Origin of the sequence: Aquabacter sp. L1I39 (assembly GCF_017742835.1) — a bacterium.
Lineage (GTDB): Bacteria > Pseudomonadota > Alphaproteobacteria > Rhizobiales > Xanthobacteraceae > L1I39.
Map to the genome: position 1 here is coordinate 279,172 of NZ_CP072392.1, position 21,603 is coordinate 300,774.

Annotated in this window: 17 protein-coding genes and 1 tRNA gene; 11 read left to right on the forward strand and 7 right to left on the reverse strand. The window is 64.1% G+C overall.

Annotated features, from left to right (window positions below; translation table 11 throughout):
- Nucleotides 1–44: 44 nt before the first annotated feature.
- Nucleotides 45–335: a winged helix-turn-helix transcriptional regulator gene (locus J5J86_RS01290; RefSeq protein WP_247657893.1), complete on the reverse strand. Its 291-nt coding sequence runs from the start codon at nucleotides 333–335 to the stop codon at nucleotides 45–47.
- 183 nt (nucleotides 336–518) lie between these two features.
- Between J5J86_RS01290 and gstA the strand changes: the two genes are divergently transcribed.
- Genes gstA through J5J86_RS01310 form a run of 4 tightly spaced genes read left to right on the forward strand, consistent with a single transcriptional unit; the run spans nucleotide 519 to nucleotide 2,750 of the window.
- Nucleotides 519–1,148, forward strand: coding sequence for a glutathione transferase GstA (gene gstA, locus J5J86_RS01295; RefSeq protein ID WP_209103105.1), 630 nt, complete (start codon nucleotides 519–521; stop codon nucleotides 1,146–1,148).
- Nucleotides 1,145–1,522, forward strand: a complete 378-nt coding sequence (locus J5J86_RS01300; protein WP_209103106.1) for a nuclear transport factor 2 family protein — start codon at nucleotides 1,145–1,147, stop codon at nucleotides 1,520–1,522. Before gstA ends, J5J86_RS01300 begins: the two co-directional genes overlap by 4 nt.
- A 12-nt stretch (nucleotides 1,523–1,534) precedes the next feature.
- Entirely contained in the window at nucleotides 1,535–1,747 is a 213-nt protein-coding gene (locus J5J86_RS01305; RefSeq protein WP_209103107.1) for a tautomerase family protein, read from the forward strand.
- Between the two features lie 7 nt (nucleotides 1,748–1,754).
- Complete coding sequence (locus tag J5J86_RS01310) at nucleotides 1,755–2,750, forward strand: NAD(P)H-dependent flavin oxidoreductase (RefSeq protein ID WP_209103108.1); 996 nt, start codon at nucleotides 1,755–1,757, stop codon at nucleotides 2,748–2,750.
- A 448-nt stretch (nucleotides 2,751–3,198) separates the two neighbouring features.
- Here the strand turns inward: J5J86_RS01310 and J5J86_RS01315 are convergent, their stop codons facing one another.
- Nucleotides 3,199–4,002 carry a Rha family transcriptional regulator gene (locus tag J5J86_RS01315; protein WP_247658364.1) on the reverse strand — a complete coding sequence of 268 codons (804 nt, stop codon included), beginning with the start codon at nucleotides 4,000–4,002 and terminating at the stop codon, nucleotides 3,199–3,201.
- A 2,124-nt stretch (nucleotides 4,003–6,126) separates the two neighbouring features.
- Here J5J86_RS01315 and J5J86_RS01320 point away from each other — a divergent pair.
- Nucleotides 6,127–8,631, forward strand: a complete 2,505-nt coding sequence (locus J5J86_RS01320) for a hypothetical protein (protein WP_209103109.1) — start codon at nucleotides 6,127–6,129, stop codon at nucleotides 8,629–8,631.
- Nucleotides 8,632–8,847: 216 nt separating this feature from the next.
- Here J5J86_RS01320 and J5J86_RS01325 read toward each other — a convergent pair whose 3' ends face one another.
- The 5 genes from J5J86_RS01325 to J5J86_RS01345 form a co-directional block, all read right to left on the reverse strand.
- Nucleotides 8,848–9,774 (reverse strand): hypothetical protein, encoded by a 927-nt coding sequence (locus tag J5J86_RS01325; protein WP_209103110.1) that lies wholly within the window; start codon nucleotides 9,772–9,774, stop codon nucleotides 8,848–8,850.
- A gap of 1,614 nt (nucleotides 9,775–11,388) precedes the next feature.
- Nucleotides 11,389–11,565, reverse strand: coding sequence for a hypothetical protein (locus tag J5J86_RS01330; RefSeq protein WP_209103111.1), 177 nt, complete (start codon nucleotides 11,563–11,565; stop codon nucleotides 11,389–11,391).
- Between the two features lie 78 nt (nucleotides 11,566–11,643).
- Nucleotides 11,644–11,850 (reverse strand): helix-turn-helix domain-containing protein, encoded by a 207-nt coding sequence (locus J5J86_RS01335; RefSeq protein ID WP_209103112.1) that lies wholly within the window; start codon nucleotides 11,848–11,850, stop codon nucleotides 11,644–11,646.
- A gap of 197 nt (nucleotides 11,851–12,047) precedes the next feature.
- A complete protein-coding gene (locus J5J86_RS01340; protein ID WP_209103113.1) occupies nucleotides 12,048–13,301 on the reverse strand; it encodes a tyrosine-type recombinase/integrase in 1,254 nt (417 codons plus the stop codon).
- Nucleotides 13,302–13,469: 168 nt separating this feature from the next.
- Nucleotides 13,470–13,559: transfer RNA gene (locus J5J86_RS01345), tRNA-Ser, on the reverse strand.
- A gap of 486 nt (nucleotides 13,560–14,045) precedes the next feature.
- On the opposite strand from J5J86_RS01345, the gene J5J86_RS01350 reads away from it, so the two are divergent.
- Genes J5J86_RS01350 through J5J86_RS01375 form a run of 6 tightly spaced genes read left to right on the forward strand, consistent with a single transcriptional unit; the run spans nucleotide 14,046 to nucleotide 21,599 of the window.
- Nucleotides 14,046–14,966 carry an AAA family ATPase gene (locus J5J86_RS01350; protein WP_209105176.1) on the forward strand — a complete coding sequence of 307 codons (921 nt, stop codon included), beginning with the start codon at nucleotides 14,046–14,048 and terminating at the stop codon, nucleotides 14,964–14,966.
- Nucleotides 14,967–14,979: 13 nt separating this feature from the next.
- A complete protein-coding gene (locus J5J86_RS01355; RefSeq protein WP_209103114.1) occupies nucleotides 14,980–15,927 on the forward strand; it encodes a DUF58 domain-containing protein in 948 nt (315 codons plus the stop codon).
- Complete coding sequence (locus J5J86_RS01360; RefSeq protein ID WP_209103115.1) at nucleotides 15,924–16,448, forward strand: DUF4381 domain-containing protein; 525 nt, start codon at nucleotides 15,924–15,926, stop codon at nucleotides 16,446–16,448. Before J5J86_RS01355 ends, J5J86_RS01360 begins: the two co-directional genes overlap by 4 nt.
- Nucleotides 16,445–17,476: a vWA domain-containing protein gene (locus J5J86_RS01365; RefSeq protein ID WP_209103116.1), complete on the forward strand. Its 1,032-nt coding sequence runs from the start codon at nucleotides 16,445–16,447 to the stop codon at nucleotides 17,474–17,476. Before J5J86_RS01360 ends, J5J86_RS01365 begins: the two co-directional genes overlap by 4 nt.
- Nucleotides 17,473–19,764 carry a VWA domain-containing protein gene (locus J5J86_RS01370; protein WP_209103117.1) on the forward strand — a complete coding sequence of 764 codons (2,292 nt, stop codon included), beginning with the start codon at nucleotides 17,473–17,475 and terminating at the stop codon, nucleotides 19,762–19,764. Before J5J86_RS01365 ends, J5J86_RS01370 begins: the two co-directional genes overlap by 4 nt.
- Nucleotides 19,761–21,599 (forward strand): BatD family protein, encoded by a 1,839-nt coding sequence (locus J5J86_RS01375; RefSeq protein ID WP_209103118.1) that lies wholly within the window; start codon nucleotides 19,761–19,763, stop codon nucleotides 21,597–21,599. Before J5J86_RS01370 ends, J5J86_RS01375 begins: the two co-directional genes overlap by 4 nt.
- Nucleotides 21,600–21,603: the final 4 nt, after the last annotated feature.

A 21,603-nucleotide genomic window follows, 5' to 3' on the forward strand; every position in this document is an offset into this window, starting at 1 on the left:
ACCCTCTAAAATGATGGGTGAATATCGGCCGGTTCCGCCGCAGCTCACATCGCTCGCGGTATGGCCGCTTTGAGCTTGTGGCCGACTTCGACGATGGCATCCAACGCTGGCACCAGTTCCTCGCCGAGCGGTGTCAGGGCGTATTCCACCGAAGGCGGTGTCGTTGGCTGGATGGTGCGCGTGATGACGCGACGGCTTTCCAGTTCACGAAGCCTTTGCGATAGCACTTTGGCCGAAATCGGCGGGATGTCGAGGCGCAACTCGTTGAATCGCCGTGGCCCAGCGCGCAGGTGCCAGATCACATTCGGCGCCCAGGCGCCAGCGATGATCGCCATGCACTCGGTCAGAGCGCATGTCTCTGGTGGCGGCGCGCTGCGGTTTCTGCGGACTTTGAGGCTCATGCTCCCGACCCGGTTACTGCGCGGAAACTCGAATATCGAGTAACCAATAGAAACTTGGTTGGCAAGGGTAACTTGGCTGAATAACGTCCGGCCATCCCCGCAACCAAGGAGGCTTCCATGCGGCTCTACTTCAAACCCGGTGCTTGTTCGCTGTCGTCGCGGATCGCGCTCACCGAGATCGGCCTAGCTTACGATACCAGCAAGGTCGACACTGAAACCGGCCTGACCGAAACCGGCGCCGACTATCGCGCCGTCAATCCCAAAGGCTATGTGCCGGCTCTCGAACTGGACGGCGGCGCCATTCTTACCGAGAACCCGGCCATCCTCCAGTTCCTCGCCGATACCCATCCCCAAGCAGGTCTCGCGCCTGCCTACGGCACCCTGGAGCGGGCACGCTTGCAGGAATGGCTCAACTTCACCTCGTCCGAGCTGCATAAGGCGTTCGGCCCCTATTTCCGGGGGCGCCCGCTCGAAGAGGCGGAAAAACGACCGGTCGAATTGCGTTTGGCCCGGCGCGTGGCAGATGTGGAGCGCGGCCTTGCCGATGGCAGGGACTTTATCCTTGGCGAGGGGTTCACCGTGGCGGACGCCTATCTGTTCGTCGTCTTGAACTGGTCGGGCTTCATCGGGTTTGATCTCGCCCGCTGGCCGCATGTGGCGGCCTATGTGGCGCGTATCGCGGCCCGGCCCTCTGTCCGCAATGCCATGCGTCAGGAAGGGCTTGTTGCTAACGAGGCTGTGGCATGACCCCGGCCTTGAACGACATCTGCGAGGTCCTTCAGGACTATTTCGACGCGCTCTATTTCTGCGACGTCGACAAGCTTCAAAACGTCTTTCACCCCAAAGCGATCTACGCCACCGCTGACGAGACGCCGCTGCTCTATCGCACCATGGAAGACTATGTGCCGGTCATCGCTGCGCGCCAGTCGCCGGCCTCGCGCAACGAGATACGGCGCGATCATATAGACGCCATCGATCTGGCGGGCGAAAATACCGCGCTCGCCCGCGTGCGCTGCTCGATAGGCCAGCGCGACTTCGTCGATTTCCTCACCCTGGTGCGCACGGATGGCCGGTGGCGGATCATCGCCAAGGTCTTTCAGATCATCGAACGCCAGCAATAGGGATCGACCGACATGCCGTATGTGAACATCAAGATCACGCGCGAAGGCGCGACGCCGGAACAGAAGGCCGAACTCATCAGGGGCGTGACCGACTTTCTGGTGAAAGTGCTGCGCAAGAACCCGGCCACTACCTTCGTCGTGACCGACGAGGTCGAGATGGAGGATTGGGGAGTCGGTGGCCTTCCCGTCGCGGAATACCGGAAAACGCTCGGCAAGTCGTCGTGAGGTTCCGATGACTTTGCAGACGCCTCTCATACAGTCCCTCGACTTGACGGTTCCGATCATCCTGGCGCCGATGGCTGGCATTGCGGGCGGCGCTCTGGCGGTGGCGGTATCCGGGGCGGGCGGCCTCGGCCTTATCGGCGGCGGCTATGGCGATCGCGGCTGGATCGAACGCGAGTTCGAGATTGCTGGCGGGGAGAGGATTGGAATCGGGTTCATCACCTGGGCGCTTGCCCGCCAGCCTGAGCTTCTTTCGTTAGCGTTGGAGCGCGGTCCGCGCGCGGTTCTCCTTTCTTTTGGCGACCTGCGTCCATTCGCGCCGTCGATCGCCAGGGCCGGCATCCCGCTCATCGCTCAAGTCCAAACGGTCGAGGACGCGCGCATCGCTGTCGGTGAGGGCGCAACGATCATAGTCGCGCAGGGAACGGAAGCTGGCGGGCATAGCGGCGAGCGCGCGACAATGGCGCTCGTTCCAGCCGTCGTGGATGCGGTTGCGCCTGTCCCTGTCATTGCCGCCGGCGGCATTGCCGATGGTCGTGGCTTGGCGGCGGCGTTGATGCTGGGGGCTGCAGGCGTCCTCTGCGGCACCGTATTTTACGCCGCCGCGGAATCGCTGGCGCACCAGAACGCCAAGAAGCGAGTGGTCGAGGCTTCGGGCGATCATACGGTCAAGGGAAGTGTGTTCGATGTCGTGCGCGGGTATGACTGGCCCACCCCTTGGGCGATCCGCACGCTGCGCAATGCCTTCTATGACCGCTGGTCCCGCGATCTTGACGACGTACGCCGAACGCCTGGTCCCCACCGGAAGAGCTATTCCGACGCACAGGATCGGGGCAATGTCGAGGTGGCGGCAGTCATCGTCGGCGAGGCGGTTGATCTTGTGCGCACGATCGAGCCAGCATCGGCGCTAGTCGAGCGCGTCCTGACCGAAGCGTCGGACTGCTTGGCGAATGGCGCAAAGCTGCTTGACCTCTCTCACCGTGGCAATCGACGGTCGGGTCTATAGCGTGACCGAACGTATGGGATGACGCCTGTTCACCCCCTCGGGAGGAAAATGAGGACGTAGAATAAATTCATCGGTCTCGATGTTCACAAGGATACGATTGCCGTGCCGATGTGGCCGAGGCGTTCGTGGCTGCGCTATGCCACCCCAACACCTCGCGGACGACCTTCGAGATCGCATGGGGTAAGAGAACAGCGGCAGGATGCCGCCATAGCCGCGCAGCGGAAAGTTTGTAGTGGCGGAGAGGGAGTCCTCAGAACTTTTCGCCTAACGCCTTGTATCAGAACGGAAAAATTTATACCGAATCACAACAACCCTAGCACTGACCCTAGCGAAATGCTCCGCGTCAGGGCTTTTGCCTATCGCACGGGTGGTCAGGCGGGGCGGTGCGAGGCCATTCTAAAAGCGACTGTAGCACGGCGGCGCAAGTCACGTCTGCCGCCCCGTTTCGTCAGTGCTTCTCGGTCGGGACAAGGTGCAAGAGCCCCTGCCCCTTGGCGCCCTTCCGCTTCAGCGAAGTTGCGATGTGGTTGCGGATGATCTCGCCGCCCTGTTCGCGCGTAACCCAATCGGCCGCCGCCTCGCGGGGGAAGCGCCACCGCCGGTAGACGTCGATCTCGGTCGGGGTGCGGAAAGCCGCCAGCCCGCGCTCCAGGCAGTAGGTCTTGAGGTGACGGGTGATGATCAGCCCCGTCCCGCGCACCCGCGTTTCCGGCCGGATGCCCGCCATGTCCAACACGTCGCGGGACGTCACGGTCCCGGCAAGATCGAACGTGGGGGCCGCAGCCGACTTCGCCGCACGAAGCTCCTGGGCCAGCCGGCCGATCGTCTCCAGCGCGGCTTCCATCCCCTCGCGAAGGTCCGCGATCTGCCGCCCCGTGACGGCCTTCACGACGCCGCCGATCCTGCGCAGGATCTCGGCCTCATTGAACGCCGGAATGGCGTGGGGGTTAGCGGCCTGCGCAGCAACGTGCGCTTCCAGTTGCTGCCACCGATCGATGATGCGGGCGCGAAGCGTGACGCTATAGCCAGAGACCAAGATCAGGCACTCGCGCTTGGGGAGGCGAAAGATCGGATAAGACTGGCCGTTTTGGGGGTTTAGGTGGGTGTCCTCAAAACTGAGGACACCCCCCTTTCCGTGCAATTCCAACAACATAGAGCGGATGTCGCGCATCACATTGTCATGACGCTTCACGGTCAGTTTCGCGATCTCCACCGAGGACATCGTGAGGGGCTCGCCGGGCTTTCCGGGCATGATCGACGGAACCGGATTCGCAGCCGCCGCGTCCTCGTGCTTCGGCTCCTCAGCCTTGCGCGACTTGGGCGCTTCCTTGGGCGCGGTCAGGTCTTCGATCCGGCGCCGCAGGTAGGCAAGTCTTGACCTGGGGAGAAAGTGGCGCGACCACGATCGGGAAGGAGCGCTCGGCCTCGCGTATATCCACCAATGGTGGGCGTGCACTAAGTCTTTGATATTGCGAAATTCCTGCATTGCAGGGCTTCTGCGAAAATAGGCGCACGTCTGGCGATGGTGTCCAACGCTATCGGTGCGGGGTTCGTCCACAGACTGTGGGCGGACGAAAACCACTCGGCACTACAGAGGCGCCCCCAAATTTGGGGAGGTGGAAGAGTTCAATGGCGCGCGTCGAACCATTCGGCCCTGCAATTTGAGCAGCGGCTGAAAAGTCAGCCGCTGCCTTTCCTACCTCTGGCAACATCTTCCGCGTGTTGGCGAGGGCATTCGGGGCGATGATGGGGTATGCTCAAAACTGAGCACACCCCCTAACCGAGCTGTCCCGATAGCTGCCCCCAAAATCGGGGCCAGCGATATTCCCACTCTCTTCCAAAATGTTGCGGATGTCCCGCATCACATGGTCATGACCGCTTCTCGGTCAGTTTTGAGATCCCCTCGGCTTCATGACCGTCTCCTCAAAATAAGGAGACGGATGGCCGAGAGCCCTTCGACGGGATGGGCGTTCCGCCCTTGGGATTGGGTCTGGGGATCGTCCCTCCAAAATTGGAGAGACGTTCCTCTCCGTGCAATTCCAACAACATAGCGCGAATATCGCGCCTCGGGCTTGGTAGCCGTGGGGATTTCCTGAGACTGAGGGAGCCTGGATCTTCCTCCGATGCAGTATGGCGTTCGGTTCGAACTGGAAGTTAGTGGGCATCGGCGATCAGTGCTGTTGGTGCCGGGTTCATCCGCCGATGGCGGACGGACAAAGCGTCGTCACATAAAGGCGATCAGAAAGCGGCAGCGCTGACCATTCGGCGCGGTTCGACGGGTATGCTCAAAACTGAGCACCCCCCAGCGAGCCGGTGCGATCAGGGCAGAGCTCTTGTCGAAGACATGCATGGCCTAAGCTAAGTCTTTGATAACGTGAACTTCCTGCATTGCACGGCTTCTAATGACACCTGCGGGGCAGGCGCGCAATGGTCAGGCGCACGCACAGCAGCGTGCGCCCTGCAATATCTCGACACCTCAATCTAAAACTGAATTGAGTAAGTCCCCAATGGGGGAACATTCACGGAGCTACGGTTTGCGAGCCCGCGTGCCTCGCCGCCATCTGGGGAACGGCCTCAAAAGAGAGGCGGTTGAAATCCTCTATGCGAGCGGACGCATTTCGCACGCTAATCTTAGCTGTGGCTGAAAACTGGGCCGCGGCTTTTCCTAGCTCTGCAAACATATTGAGAATCTCCCCCACGACATGCTTGTGCTGCTTTCCGGGCAGCTCGCCCCTCTCCTCTGCCTCATGACCGTCTGCCCAAAACTGGGCAGACGGTTGTCCCCATGCGATAACATAGATCGAATTTCACGCATCACATGCGATGCCGCTTGCCTGCAAGTTCCGCAACCCCACCCGCTGCAATACGCTGGTCGGGCAGGTCTTAGCTGCTCGGGTGGCGGGAGCCGAGAAGGGACCGCTTCCCAGTCCTGGGGCGGGGGCTCTCAAGCATAACGCCCCCCTCTCACGTCTTTCGAGGTGTGTGGTGGCTGAGGACGCCTGCCGACCCAGTGCGCCCGGCCCCGTTGTCCAAGGCGGCATTGTGTCCCACCGACGGTGGAAGTTCAGTCTCGCACCGGTTTGCGAGCCGTTTGACAGAACGCTTCACGTGGTCATGGCACCCCGACCTATCCCGTTGCGTAATCTGGCGGTGGAGCGCGGTTCTAGCCAGTCCTCCTTTTTGGGATGCTGGCATCCTACCCGTTCCGCTCCACAACTGTCCTCAATCTTGGGGGAAGCGGCATTTCGCCAAATAGGTACCGAAAAAGGGAAGTGAGCGACGCGCGGGGGGGGCTTGCCATAGGCCAGCCGGACAGCTTCACTTGCTTAAGCAGAGGCGTGGGCCGCCTCTGACCAAGCGGCGGGAGCGAACGCGGGTGAGCGAACAGATTGTGCAGCGCCTAAATGCACTCATCGTCGAATATCAGGGGCGCGACCTCAATGAGGCAGATACGCGACACAAGCTGATCGACTTCGTGCTACACGAAACTCTGGCTTGGCCAAAAAACCGCGTAAGCCTCGAGGAACACATCGCCCCAGGATATGCGGACTATGTCTTGCGCAAGGGGGACGACGACCCGATTATCGTGGTGGAGGCGAAGAAGGAAGGGGTGTATTTCGAAGTGCCGGACTCATTCAAGCCCGGTGAATTGTCGGCGTATATTCCACTTTCGAAACTCTTGTCTGATAAGAACATCTCTGCGGCAGCGAAGCAGGTTAGGCGATACTGCCAAGACATCGGTTGCGAGTTCGCCTGCATCACTAACGGCCGTGAATGGATATTTTTTAAAATATTTGAGCGCGGAAAGCGCTGGGAAACCCTAAACGCCTTCGTGGCGCGCGAGATTTCGTTCTTCTCGATCGAGTACACGAAAGCGTATAACGCCTTTTCATACAACGCGATTACAAGCAAACTTTCACTCCCCACCTTACTCACCAGCGGCGATCAAAAAGATAGAAATATTTTTTACGCGAAAGATCGCATTCCATCTTATTCTCATGCCATTACTGCAAACAAGTTAGCCAAAACTCTTCGGCCTATCGTCAATCATTACTTCGGAGTTATTGGAGATAATGACGTCGACTTCATGAACAAGTGCTATGTCTCGCACCGGGATTACCATCACAGCTTTGATGGGATGCGAACGCTTATAGAAGACTCGCTCACTCCCTATTTCGCCGATTACGGCGTCCGACAATTGGACGACACGGGAAAGGGAGGCCGCCTCGGCGGGCGGCTAACCAAGAATATCAAGAAGGGGCGGAAGGGAGAGGTCCTTGTACTCTTCGGCGGCAAGGGAGCCGGCAAGTCGACCTTTGTTAAACGGCTGCTGCATCACAACCCGCCGCGGTGGCTTAAGGATCATGCGGTCATAGCTATAATCGACCTGCTCAACACCCCGGAAGACCTGGGCGTCATCCGGCAGACGATCTGGAGCACGCTGGTCAGGAGCCTAGATGTTGAGAACTTTCTGAGCGCCGAGCGCGCTGTACTGCTTGAGAAGCTGTTCCACGATCGCTTCGAGGTCGCAAACCGTCAGCAGCTCGCGGGCCTATCGAAGGCGTCAGAACACTACAACTCCAAGCTCAATGCGCTAGTCGAACATTGGAAAGTCGACCTCCCCTACTGCGCCAAGCGCCTAGTCGAGTATTGGAAGTCCCAGGACACTGGCATCATCGTTGTTGTGGATAACACAGATCAATATTCTGGCGATATACAGGATTTTTGCTTTTCATCGGCGCAAGAGATTGCCGACGAACTGGAATGCGTAACGCTCATCTCGATGCGGGAGGAGCGGTTCTACAACTCTAAAATTCACGGTCTGTTGGACGCTTTCCAGAACGCCGGCTTCCATATCAGCTCGCCCAAGCCCGCGGAAGTGTTCAAGAAGCGGCTTGAGTACACTGCCGACATACTAACCTCCCCTACTGTTCGGCAAGATATCGACGACGTCGAGGACATCAAGTTAATGGACGAATGCGCCCAGTATCTCCGCATTGTCTCTCGTGAGTTCAATAACGACCGGTCGCCGCTGAACAATTTCCTTACAGCGTGTGCGCACGGCGACACTCGATTGTCGCTCGACCTATTTAGGAGCTTTTTGCTGTCGGGTTACACGAATGTCGAGGAGATGCTGAGCGCCGGTCAGTGGAACTTCCTAATCCATCAGGTGATTAAGCCGGTGATGATCCCCACCAGATACTTTTATGACGAACTGCTCAGCGACATTCCAAACATCTACCAGTTGCGAAACGCGCGTCATGGGTCCCACTTTACATCATTGAGGATATTAAGAAAGCTAGCAAAGAGTTTCGACAACGGCGTCGCTTCTTACGTACCAATCGCTGTTCTGAAAGCTTATTTTTCCGAGACCTTCAATATGCTCGAAGATTTTACGAGCAATCTTGACATGTTGCTTAAGCACGGATTTGTCGAATCAAATAATCGAATCGACCATTATGCGGATGAGGTAGATAGTTTAAAGATTACAGGATATGGACTCTATATATACAGAGAGCTTGCCTACATATTTTCCTACTTGGATTTGGTGTGCGTCGATACCGGAGTATTCGACGAGAGTGTCGCTAATCTGCTCGTGCAAGCTGCGAACAAGGAGTATGCTCAGTTCGAAAGGGCCGACCGCATGGGCCGCATTAGGACGCGCCTGGAACGAGTTGAGCACTTCATTCGATACCTCCAGGCAGAAGAGGCGGCGGAACGTGAACGCTACTCGCTCGGGATGGCCGAGGAGGAGATGTTTACACACCAATGCGCCCAGAACTTTGCGAGTGAAAGCAAGCGCGTTATGGAAAGCGCTCAGAAGCAGGGCGTTAGGCGACGTGGAAGGGCGTTTCAACCCGAACGGTCGATAACGCGATAAACCTCATCGCCCGCAACGCGTGTAGGCAATAAGCCGATCCCGCAATCAGAAAGAGATAGCGCGCAGATCTGTACATTTTTAACCCCGCATAATTGAGCGCGCCGCGCCCTTTAGTTCCCCAATGTGTCAATTCGAGAGGTCAAATGCCAAAGGGTGTTGGTCGACCTGGCGGGAATTATCGGCCGGGGAGTGGCCCCCGTCTCCCCGGCGCCTATGTCACGCAGCGTTGGAGATGGGGGCCTGCACCGGCACCAACTCGGTCAGGGTATGATCGGGCTCGGCCGCAACCTCGTGCGTGTCGCGCTCTGCCTGAAGCTCGGTGAGGCGGTTCAGAACGTAACCGGCGTCCGAAAACGTCACGCTGCGCCAGTAGGGGGCATCGTCAGCAGAGAGCCCGGGCAGTTCGATGCGGCAGAGACGCTCACCGCTCACGCCGATCTTCTCGCGAATATAGGTGACTTCGCGAAACGTCTTCTTTTCAAATTCGTCGTAGTGAGGCGGCGCCTTCTTATCGGCGCGTTCGATTTCGCGCCGGCCTTTCCCGCCACCAAGGTCCTCGATGTTCGACTGGTCGGGATGCGGGCGGTCATGATCGCGCAGGCACCACAGGTCCAGAAGCTTTTCGCTGAGGATGCGACGCGGCTCGTAGGGGCGGTCGCGGACGGCGGCCTCAACGGGCGGAAGAGGCAAGGCGCCCGAGGGCAGGTAGGCATTCACGCGGTCGGCCAGCGCGTCCGCCTCTGCAATGGTGGCGATCAGGTCCACCAACTTGGCGGCGAGCTTGGGATAACGCTCACGGAGCTTCTTCTGAGCGGCCTCACTGACGCGGGCGGCCTCAGCATAGGCCGCCTGCCGCGCGGCTTCGGCTTCCTTCTCTGCCTTTTCGGCCGCACGCTTGCGAAGAAGCGCGAGTGCGGTCTCCATGTCCTCGATCTCATTGCGCGTGCGCATAATGAGATTCCGATGATTGATGCGCTCCTCATCGCCACGCATCAAGGCCGCGGGCATCTCTTCTTCGAGCGTGAAGAGCTTGGTGCGAGCACCCTGAATGGCGGCTTCAATCTCGCGTTCCCCGGCGATCAACTGAGACTCGGTCGCTTTGTTGGAGCGCATGAGGGTGGAGAACTTCTCAAAGATCGACATGTTTATTCACCTCAAAATGATGTGTGTTTGATCTAATTTTACGCAAACAAACTGCAAATTGACGGCTTGCAGAATCGCGAAAAGGGGGGACTGCCGCCGCCGCGCGGTCCGCAGCCTCTTAGGAGGACCCGAGCCGTTGGGGCCGGGGTGCCGAGGTGGAGACCGGGGGATGGTAGCGGTGCGGGCAGATGGTCCAGTTCGGGACAGTCCTCGACCCACTCAAGCCCCGACGCACGGTCAACGTGGCCGCAGATGGCCTAGGAGCGGGCGTGGGAGGGGTTTTGTCTTTGGGCATAGTGAGTGGCCTTGCTGTGTGAATGGGCGCCTGTGCTTTCCTGATGGGGTTGGGTGAGGGGGCGGCCATGGGGGCCGCCCCCATCTCATTCGCGTCGGGGTGGGCATCGGCGAGATTGATGTTGGATTGCTGGATCATTGCCCTACCCGCGAGCGCACGAGAGTCAGCCGACTCTTGCGGGAAGAGAGAGACGACGTTTCCAGGGAACGGCCCGTCTTCCGAGCGCCGCGCCCGAGCAGGATGGTGATGCACAACGGAGGGGCCACCGCCCTGCCGCTCTTCAAGAAGCGCGCCGTCCACATCCCGACTTCCTGGTCCGACCGCTTCCCCATCACGGACATAAACGCGCGCTCGCGGATTCCTCCCGCGCGAAACGTCGGATCGGGAGGGCAGGGAGCAAATGTCATCGGCTTCGTCCTCAGGCTGGGGGGCATGGGAACCGGGCTCGCGCATGTCGGGCGCGAGGGGCGGAGATTCAGCAAGGCAAGAATGGGAGGCCGGGGCGTAATGGCCACGGCCGATACGCGTGATCTGCCCGGCCTTGGTGAGGCGCGACAGAAGCGGCTTAATTGTCTTAAGGGACAGGCCGGTCGCGGTCGCAATATCAAGGAGGTCGGACGCGCCCGCCTGGATGGCGGCGCGGACCTGAGCACTCTGCGGCGGTTGGAAAGTTGCAACCTGCCGTGACGCTACGTTCTTAATATAAATAAGAGCGTCACGTTCGGTTGCAACTTTCTCACCAAACCGTTGCAGCGCAAGCCTTTCACGATACCGAGCGTTCCTTGCGCGGGCCATCTCACGACGGCGAGAGGCGCGCCGCTCCGCGCGCGCCTCGGGGCTTTCGTCGACGGGGTGGAGAGTGACCACCCGGCCCCGCGCTGCAATCTCTCGCACCTCTTCGACCGTGAGTCCCAGGAGGCGGCCGGCCCTGCAATCGTCGAGGAGGCGATGCGTCCGGGCGGGAAGCACAGCGGCGTGGAGGACATCCAAGCCGATGTCATCCACCCACGAGCGAGGCAGCACTTCAATCAACCCGGGCACGTCGCAGTGCAGCCCGCCGACACCGTCCAATTTTGACAGCGCATCTGCCAGCACCTCGGCGACACCAGCCCGGCTGACAGGAAGCTCGCCCACCTCAGAACGAAGCGAAGCGAGGGCGCGGATGTCTGCCAGCCTACGAAGGGCGAACATCTGCGTCCGCGTGCTGCTCTTAGGGCGGCGGCTCGCATAGAGCCGATTGACCCGCATTCCCGAACGGGACGGGGAAACTGGAGCGGGAGGACGGTCAACGACGGCCTCGATAGCGAGGGCGGCACTCATCACTGCACTCGCGTCATGATCGCGGCGAACGCGGCGTGATAATTCGTGAAACGCACAGGAATATCGACGAGCATTCCGCCGCAATTGCGGAAAGCCATAAAGCAGTCTTCGCAGTCAAGAATGACGCCGGCCTGCCTTCCTTCGCGAAAGACCCTTGTGATGCGATCGGTATTCATCTAATGTTTACTCGCTCATGTTCCCTGAAATAGAAAAAGCCGCCCCTCTTGTTCCAGGGGGCGGCTTTTTTGTTGTGCTCAGCGAAGGTTCGGAGCGATCTTGGCGCGCGGCGCCTCAGCGATGAGCTGCTCCACGGCAGACTCAAGGATGCGCGTAGACTTGCCAATCTTCACCGCGTGAAGATGACCCGAGCCCAGAAGGCGGTACACGGTAGAGCGAGACACGTTCAGCTTGTCGCTGGCCTCATCAAGCGAAAGAAGGCGAGTAGTAAACGTCGCAGACATGATGTCCTCCACAAATGTATGTGGAGAGTGTTGTTGACGCGGTGTGCGCAAACAAGGCGCTAGGAGCGTGGCCGCTGGGGATGGAGCGCCCCGTTTGACATAGAGAAAGACGGCTAAACGGCCGAAAAAGCGTCGCGCACTAACGTCTTAGCTACCGTTTCAGCGAGGCCCGGAATGTCAAAGTGACTTCCTGTGCCTCACCTCGCCGCCGACGGATTTGCCGGGCTCGAACAGACAAACGCATCCCAGGCATCCATCAACTCCCGTCGCTTTTCCAAGGCGTCTCCGCGCCGGTAAGCGAGTTCAGTCGCATCGCCGACTGCGTGAGCCAGAGCTGCCTCCGCGACCTCGCGCGGAAAGGCAGTAGTGTCGCCTGCCCAGTCCCGGAACGTGGAGCGGAAGCCGTGCGCGGTTGCGTCGACCTCCAAGCGCCTTAAGAGGGCAATGAGAGCAACGTCACTCAATTGACTGCCCTTTCGCATTCCCGGGAAGACGAACCTTTCCGGATCGTTTCCTAATTGGCCCACGGTTTGGAGAATCTCCACCGCCCTATTGGTGAGCGGGACCCTGTGGATGCGGCCCGCTTTCATGCGTTCTGCCGGGATGGTCCAGAGGCGCGCGTCCAGATCGATTTCACTCCATCTCGCGCCCCTAACTTCCCCTGATCGTGCAGCCGTGAGAATGGCGAACTCAAGCGCAAAGCTACTCATGCCGCGCACAAGGCGGAGCCTCCGAACGAACGCGGGCAGGTCCGAATATGGCAGGGCCGCGTGATTCCCGCGCTGCAGCTTTTGGCGTTTCGGCAGCGTCAGGGCGAGGTGTCCCTTCCAGCGCGCCGGGTTTTCGCCGGTCCTGAGCCCCTTCGCCTTCGCCGCATCCAGCACGGCCTCAATGCGGCCCCTGACGCGGGAAGCTGTCTCATTTTTTCCCGCCCAGATGGGCGTCAGGATCGCGAGCACGTCCTCAGTGCTGACTTGGTCCACCGCCTTGTCGCGGATGGCCGAGCAATAGCCGCCGGCCTTGAAGCTTCCGTCTTCATCGCGCTCCAGGCTGAGCGTGTACCGCCACTGAGCCGCGTGCTTGCTATTCCGCCACCCCGGCTCCATTGCGCGGATATGCTCTTCCGCCACCTGCCCGAAAGTGATTGCGTTCCTGGTCGCTGCCGCCTTCCGGCGCTCGGCGATGGGGTCTATCCCCATCGCCGCCTTCTCACGCGCCTCGGCCGCGAGTTGCCTAGCTAGGGCCAAGGAGACCGTCCCCAACGGCCCTAACCCCAACTCCCGCATCTTCCCTGCCCCAGGCGCGGAGGGGTCGGCTTTCCAACGGAAGAAGAGGCTCCAGGACTTTGAGCCGGTCGGAGACACCACCAGATAAAGGTTTCCGCCATCAGCGTGGCGTCCTGGCTTTGTGATGGTGGCGACGGTTCGGGCGTTGAGGCGATTGAGTTTCATGAGGCTGCTAGGGGGCGCATAGCTAGGGCGTCATTGCTCCTAGCCCTAACCCTAACAGCAAACCTAGATTGAGGGGAATTTCGCGGCGCTTTCGGAGACGCTCTGCGAAACAGAATCCAGGAAATTCAACGCTTTTGAAAGGGTGTGGGAAAGCCTGGAACATGTAATTGGCGGAGAGGGAGGGATTTGAACCCCCGATACGGTCGCCCGTATGCCGCATTTCGAGTGCGGTGCATTCAACCACTCTGCCACCTCTCCAGCCGGGGCGCGGTGCGCGGGGCACCGTTGTGGTGGAGCGCTTCTAGCGGAGAGACGCGGCACAGACAAGTCGCTTCACGCTTGCGGGATGGCGTATCCACCATGCCGAAAGCGCCACGACAGCTATGTCCACGCTTCCCCGCGCGCCTGCCGCGCAAGGTCGCGGGCTTCGACCGGAATTGGGCCCATGTGTCGCGAGAAATATGCCATTACCTAAAAGTCATTTTTGCGGACGTGCGACCAGACCGGGTGGTGCGCTATAGAGGTCGCCGGTCGAACGCCCCCGGAAACCGAGCCGAGATGAATCAGAGTCCAGACGCCGCCCAGCTCCAGGCCGCCCAGGCGGCCCAAGCGCAGGGTCATGCTCCGTCTCATGCCCACGCCCAAGCTGCCCACGCCCAAGCAGCGGCCCGGGAGGCGCAGGCCATGGCCGCGCTGGCGGCGAGCGACCTGCCCAAGCGCACCTTCGACCGGCTGGCGGCCTTTATGAACGCAGCCATCGTGGGCCAGCCGGCCTTCGTGGATCTCTTGCTGGTGGCGGTGCTGGCGGACGGGCACCTCCTGGTGGAGGGCGCGCCGGGCCTTGCCAAGACCAAGGCGATCAAGGCGCTGGCCCGGGCGATCCAGTGCGACGACCAGCGGATCCAGTTCACCCCGGACCTCCTGCCCTCCGACCTCACCGGCACCGACATCTACCGGCCCGAGGACGGCACCTTCCGCTTCCAGGCCGGCCCCGTCTTCCACAACTTCATCCTGGCGGATGAGATCAACCGTGCCCCGGCCAAGGTGCAGGCGGCGCTCCTGGAGGCGATGGCGGAGCGGCAGGTGACGGTGGGCGGCACCACCTATGCCCTGCCCAAGCTGTTCCTGGTCATGGCGACGCAAAATCCCATCGAGCAGGAAGGCACCTATCCCTTGCCGGAGGCGCAGCTCGATCGCTTCCTGCTGCATGTGCGCATCGGCTATCCCGACGTGGCGGCCGAGCGGCAGATCCTGCGCATCGTGCGGGGCGAGGCGCGGGGCGAGGAGCTGGCGTTCGGCGAGCGGGTGCCCCAGGCGGTGGTGTTCGCCGCCCGCCGCGCGGTCCAGGCGGTGCACATGTCGGAGGCGGTGGAGACGTATCTGTTGCAGATCGTGGCCGCCACCCGCGCGCCCGAGCTTTACGGGGCGGATCTCAAGGGGGCGGTCTCCTTCGGCGCCAGCCCGCGCGGCACCATCGCGCTCGACCGGTGCGCCCGCGCCCATGCCTGGCTGCGGGGCCGCGACCATGTGCTGCCGCAGGATGTGCAGGCCATCGCCAAGCCCGTGCTGCGCCACCGCGTGCTCCTGACCTTCGAGGCCCAGGCGGATGGCTTCTCCTCCGATGATTTCATCGACGCCCTTCTGGCGCGCGTGCCGGTGAGCTGAGCGACCCACGCTGATGGCCGCCGACAGGGACGATCTGACCGGCATCGTTGCCGACCTCAACGAGCTGATCGCGGCGCGGCCGAAGGGGCGCGCCCATGGCTATGGGGGCGCGGACAAGGTGCGCACCCTGCGCTTCGGCGGTCACAAATCGTCCTTCCGCGGCCGAGGCATGGAATTCGACGAGGTGCGCACCTACCAGCCGGGCGACGACGTGCGCACCATTGATTGGCGGGTCACGGCGCGCACCGGCAAGGCGCACACCAAGCTGTTCCAGGAGGAACGGGAGCGCCCGGTGCTGGTGGTGCTGGACCTGCGGCCCTCCATGCTGTTCGGCACGCGGGTGTGCTTCAAGTCGGTGCTGGCGGCGCGGGCCTGCGCCTTCGTGTCCTGGGTGGCGCTGGAGGGCGGCGACCGGGTGGGCGGGCTGGTGCTCACACCCGATGGCCTCTCCGCCTTCGCGCCGCGCAGCAGCCGCAGCGAGGTTCTGGGTCTCATGAAGGCCATGGCGGAAGGCACCCGCCATGCGCTCTCCCCCACCCATGCGCGCAACGGCCCCCCCTTGGCCGATGCGCTGGCTCGCGCCCGCCATGCCAGCCGGCCGGGCACCTTGGTATTTGTCGCCAGCGATTTCTCCGATTTCGATGCCCTTGCGGAGCAGGAGATGGGGCGGCTTGCCACCCATTGCGAGGTGGCGAACCTGTTCGTGCAGGATGCGCTGGAAGAGGCCGCCCCGCCCCCCGGCGCCTATCGCCTGAGCGACGGCAAGAGCGTGGCCATCCTGGATCTGGAGGGGCGGGCCGCGCCCGCCGCCTATGTGCGCCTGTTCGCCGAGCGGCGCGCCCGCATCGAGGCCTTCTCCCGCAAGCGGGGTCTGGCCTTCAAGGTGCTGCGCACAGGCGATGACCCCGCCGACCTGCTCTCGCCCGCGCGGCTCCAGCCGGGACGGAAGGGGGCGCGATGAACCCGCAGCAGCCTTATTCCCTGCCGCCTTCGCCGCTGGATCCGCCGGGGCAGGAACTGCTCGCCCAGCTGCGCGGCCTGCATCTGCCGGGCGAGGTGCCCTTCTGGCCGCTGGCGCCGGGCTGGTGGATGCTGGCCGGCGCCCTGGTCGTGGTGCTGCTGATCGCGCTCTATCTGGAATGGCGGCGCCGGCAGACCCTGTCCTACAAGGTGCGCCAGCAGGTCAAGGCCATCGCGGCCGATCTGAAAGCCCATCCCGATGCCAGGTCCGTGGCGGCGGCGAGCGCAATCCTGTTGCGCCGCGTCGTGGTCTCGCGCGGGCGGGACGAGGCGGCGGTGACCTTCACCGGCCCGGCCTGGGAAGAGGTGCTCGCCACCGGCAAGGGCGGCATGGGGGTGGAGGTGGCGCGCTTCGTGGCGCTCGCCCCCTATGTGCCGCCGCACGCGCCGGGCGGCGACGGCGTGCCCCGCGCGGCCCTAGTGGCGGCCTTGTGCCATTGGATCAAGGTCAACGCCAAATGACCTTCCAATGGCCCTTCGCCTTTCTCCTTCTCCTGGTGCCGGTGCTGGTGCGCTTCCTTGTGCCGGCGGCCAAGGTGTCGCGCTCCGGCGCGCTGCGGGTGCCCTTCTTTGCCCAGATGCGCGCGGCGGGCCTGGTGGGGGAGGGGGCGCGGCGCAAGAAGCTCGTGCGCCTCGTGCTCATGAGCCTCATTTATGGGCTGCTGGTGGCGGCCGCCGCCCGGCCGGTGATCGTGGGGACGCCCGTGCCGCTGCCGGTGGACGGGCGCGACCTGATGCTGGCGGTGGACCTCTCCGGCTCCATGGCGCGGCAGGACCTGACCAAGGATGGACGCCCCACGGACCGCCTCACCGTGGTGAAAGCGGTGGCCGACGACTTCATCGCCCGCCGCAAGGGCGACCGGGTGGGGCTGATCCTGTTCTCGTCCCGCGCCTATGTGCAGACGCCGCTCACCTTCGACCGGGAGGTGGTGCGCCAGTTGCTGGACCAGTCCCGCATCGGCCTGACCGGCCAGGAAACCGCCATCGGGGATGCCATCGCGCTCGCCGTGAAGACCTTGCGCAGCCGGCCCGATGACCAGCGCGTCATGATCCTGCTCACGGACGGAGCCAACAATTCCGGCGTGCTCGACCCCATTCTCGCCGCCGAGGCGGCGCGGCAGGAGCATGTGAAGATCTACACCATCGGGGTGGGCGCCGACCGCCTCAACCTGGGCTCGCGGGTGGTCAACCCGTCCATGGACCTGGACGAGGATGCGCTCCAGAAGATCGCCGACATGACCGGCGGGCGCTATTTCCGCGCCCGCGACACGGCGGGCCTTGCCGCCATCTATGCGGACATCGATCGCATGGAGCCGGTGGCGGGTGATCCGCTCTATCTCAGCCCCACCGTGTCGCTGTTTCATTGGCCGCTGGCGGTGGCGCTCGGCCTGTCCTTCGTCGGGGCGCTGCTCGGCGTCCTGCCGGCCCGGCGGCGGCGCGCGGTGCCGGTGGCGGCGGCCCCTGCGGCCGCAGGGGAGGCGCGCGGATGATCCCGGCCGGCTTCCATTTCCTGCGGCCTGACTGGCTCTATGCGCTCATTCCCGCATTGCTGCTGGCCCTCCTGGTGTGGCGCCGGCTCGGCCAGGGGCGTGACGACTGGGCGGGGTTGGTGGATGCCCATCTCCTGCGGCATCTGGCCGTGCGCGAGCGGGCGGGCATGCGGCGCTGGCCGGTGCCGGCGCTGCTGCTGGCCTGGGCGCTGGCCGTGGTGGCGCTGGCGGGACCCGCCTGGCAGAAGGTGCCCACCCCCACCCTCGACCGGCTGGATCCGGTGGTGGTGGTGCTCTCGCTCTCCCGCTCCATGGACGGCACTGACCGCAAGCCCTCGCGTCTGGTGGCCGCCCGCCACAAGGTGGAGGACATGCTCGGCCGCATGAAGGGCGGACAGGTGGGCCTCGTCATCTATGCGGAGGCGCCCTTCGTGGCCGCGCCTTTGACCGAGGATGCCCGCGTGGTCGGGCAGATGCTGCCGGAGCTGGCCACCGATCTCATGCCCGTGCCCGGGGACCGGCCGGACCTCGGCATCGCCGAGGCGGTGAAGCTCTTGAAGAATACCGGCGCCTCCACGGGCCGCATCGTGCTGGTGGCGGATGGGCCGGGGCAGAACCCGCCTCTGACGCGGGCCGCCGTCACCGCCGCCGCGGCGGCTGGCTATACGGTGAGCGTGCTCGACGTGCGCGCGCCCGGCGCCGACGGCGCGACGCAGGAGGCGCTCAAGGCGCTTGCCGGCGACGGCCGGGGCCGCTTTGCCGCTGTTTCGCCCGATGGGCGTGATCTCGATGCGGTGCTGGCCCGTTCCCTTGCGGCACGCTCTCCCGTGGCGGAGGCGCGCACGCCGCTTCAGGAAAGCGGGCTGAAGGCCGACCAATGGGTGGACATGGGCCCCTGGCTTCTGCTTCTGGCGGCGCCCCTTGCGGCGCTGGCGTTCCGGCGTGGCTGGCTCGCGGCGCTGCCGCTCGCCTTCCTTTTGGGCGCTTTGTCCGGGGAAGCCCGCGCCCAGGCGCTGGAGGCGCCGGATGCCGCCGCTTTGCAGCGGGCGGACACCACCTGGCGCAACCTCTGGCAGACGCCGGACCAGCAGGGCGCCAGCGCCTTCTCCCGCAAGGATTACGACACCGCCGCCCGCACTTTCGCTGATCCCGGCTGGAAGGGCAGCGCGCTCTATGAGGGCGGCAATTACGATGCCGCCGCCTCTACCTTCGGCGCCATGCCGGGGGCGGACTATAATCGCGGCAATGCGCTGGCCAAGGCCGGCAAGCTGGAAGAGGCGGTCTCCGCCTACGAGGCAGCCCTCGCCCGCGACCCACAGGATGCGGACGCCCAGCACAATCTCGACATCGTCAAGAAGGTGCTGGAGCTGCGCAAGCAGCAGCAGGACGAGCAGAACAAGCAAAATCAACAGAACCAGCAGAACCAGCAGAACCAGCAGGACCAGAAGAAGCAGGGTGGCGGCGGCCAGTCGCAGGCCAACCAGAAGCCTTCCGACGGCAAGGACCAGAAGAAGCCCGACCAGGGGCAGGACAAAGGCCAGGACAAGGGTCCCGAGCCCCAGAAGGACCCCGGTGACCAGCCCCAGCCCGAGCAGCCCGGCCCGGACAAGGGCCAGAACAAGGGTCCCAACAAGGACCAGGGCAAGGACCAGAAGGACCAGAAGGACCAGAAGAAGCCGGAGCAGGGCCAGGGCCCGGAGAAGGACAAGGGGCAGGATAAGGGTCAGGACAAGCCCGACCCCTCCAAGCCCGACCCCACAAAGCCCGGTGACAAGCCCGACCCGAAGAAGCCCGGCGAGGACAAGGCCCCGCCGCCGGACAAGCCCGGTCAGGACCAGCCCGACCCCTTCGCGCCGCCACCGCCGCCCAGCCAGAAGCCCGAGCCGCCCCAGGGCGGCCCGCAGCCCCAGCCTGCGCCGCAGCCATCGCCGCAAGGCCAGCCCAAGCCGGCGCAGCCCCAACAGCAGCCGGCGCAGCCCCAACAGCAGCCGGCGCAGCCCCAGCCTGCGCAGCCGCAGCCGAAGCCGGGCCAGGGCCAGCCGTCCCAGCCCGCCCAAGTGCAGCCTCAGCCGGCCCAGCCGGTGCAGGCGCAGCCGGGCGAGCCGCCCAAGGAGCCGCCGAAGGACCCCAAGATGGTGCTGGTCCCGCGTCCCATGACGGAGCAGGACCAGAACAGGGAGCAGGCGCTGCGCAGCGTGCCGGATGATCCGGTGGGCCTGCTGCGCGCTCGCATCCGCTCCTATTATTCCGGCACGCCCGTGCCCGCTTATGAGGAGAAGGCGCCATGACATGCGCCTCCTTCGCCTCCACCGGGCCGCGTCGCTCAGGCCTGCGCCGCGCGATGCTGGGTCTGGTGCTGCTCGCCGGCCTTCTGGCGGCAGCGCTGCCGGCCTTCGCCGCGACGCTCACCGCCACCCTCGACCGCACCTCCCTCGCCATGGGCGAGACGGTGACGCTCGTGCTCTCGCTCGCCGGCGGCGACAGCTCGACGCCGCCGGACCTCTCCGCCCTCGCCAAGGATTTCGAGATCCTGGACCGTCGGCGCGGCAGCCGCACCACAACGGTGGACGGCAAGCGCACCCAGGTGAACGAATGGGTGATGCTGCTCGCTCCCAAGCGCACCGGCACCCTCACCGTTCCTGCCTTGAGCGTCGCGGGCCTCTCCACCCAGCCGGTGCGGCTGGATGTCTCCCGCGCGCCCGCCGTGGACGTGAACGAGGACCGCCCCCTGTTCGTGCAGTTGGAGGTCGGCAAGGGGGATGCCTATGTGCAGGGCGAGATCCCCCTCACGGTCCGCATCTATGATGCGCTCGGCATGCGCTCCGGCGCGCTGACCCGGCCGGAGGCGGAGGGCGCCAGCATCGCCACACGGGGCGAGCAGCAGACTTATCTGCGCACCATCGGCAAGAAGCGCTACCGGGTCTACCAGCAGGATTATGTGATGACGCCGCAGAAGAGCGGCACCATCCATATCCTCCCCATCACGCTGAAGGCCGTCGTGCCCGGCTCTTCGGGCGCCAGCCTCGATGCAGAGATGGCGCGGCTGCTGGGCCGTCCGCCGAGCCCCCAGGCTTGGCTCGATGCCGGCGCTCCGGGCCGCGAGATCAATCTGCACACCGATCCGGTGGACGTGGAGGTCAAGCCCCGCCCCAGCGCCGCCACCGGCTGGTTCCTGCCCGCCAAGGCGGTGACGCTGACGGGCCAGTGGGCAAGCCCCCCGGCCAAGGCGCAGGTGGGCGACACGCTCACCCGCACCATCCGCCTTGTCGCCGTGGGCGCCACGCCCAACCAGCTGCCCCCGCTCACTCCCCTGGCGGTGGAGGGCCTGCGCCAATATGAGGATGAAAGCCGGCCCGAAACGGTGCAGGTGAAGGGCGAGGCCGCTGCCCAGCTGACGCAGGTGGTCTCGGTGGTCCCCACCCGTTCCGGCACCTTCACCTTGCCGGCGGTGGAAGTGGATTGGTGGAACACCGCCGCCAGCCGCGCCGAAAAGGCGGTGCTGCCGGCCGAGACCTTTACCATTGCCGGCACCGCGCCGGAGCCGACCTCGACTGGCGATCAGGCCGTGGCGGTGGTGGAGGACGCGCCGGAGGCCCCGCCCGAGGGCGCCCCCGCGCCGGCGGGGACGGATCTTGTGGCCGCCATCGTGGTGCCGGCGCTGGCTTATATCGAGACCCATGCCCGCCTGGTCGCGGCGGTGGCGGCGGGGCTGCTGACGCTTGGCCTGTTCCTTGCGGTGATCTGGCGCCATCGCGCCGCCCGCGCGCGCCGCCGCACCTTGCGCCCGGCGCCCGCGCGCCGCGTGCCCTTCCGCACCCGCCGGGGCGGGGGCGAGGCGGCCATCGCCGCCGCTCTCGACGCCCTTGCCGCTGCCGCCAAGCGCAATGACGCGCGCGCCGCCCAGGCCGCCTATCTCGCTTTCCTGCGCGCCGCCGGCGCGCCCCGCGCCCCGGCGCTGGAGGATGCAGCGCGGGATCTGGGCCTTTCGCTCCACGGCGCGATGCCCGCGCGCTGGCGCGGCCGGGCCCTTGCCAGGGCGGTCAAGGCCGAGCGCGCCGCCCGCCGCCCCGCCCGCGCCCCGCGCGGCGCGCGGCTGGCTCCCCTCTATCCGTCCGAAGGCTGACCTG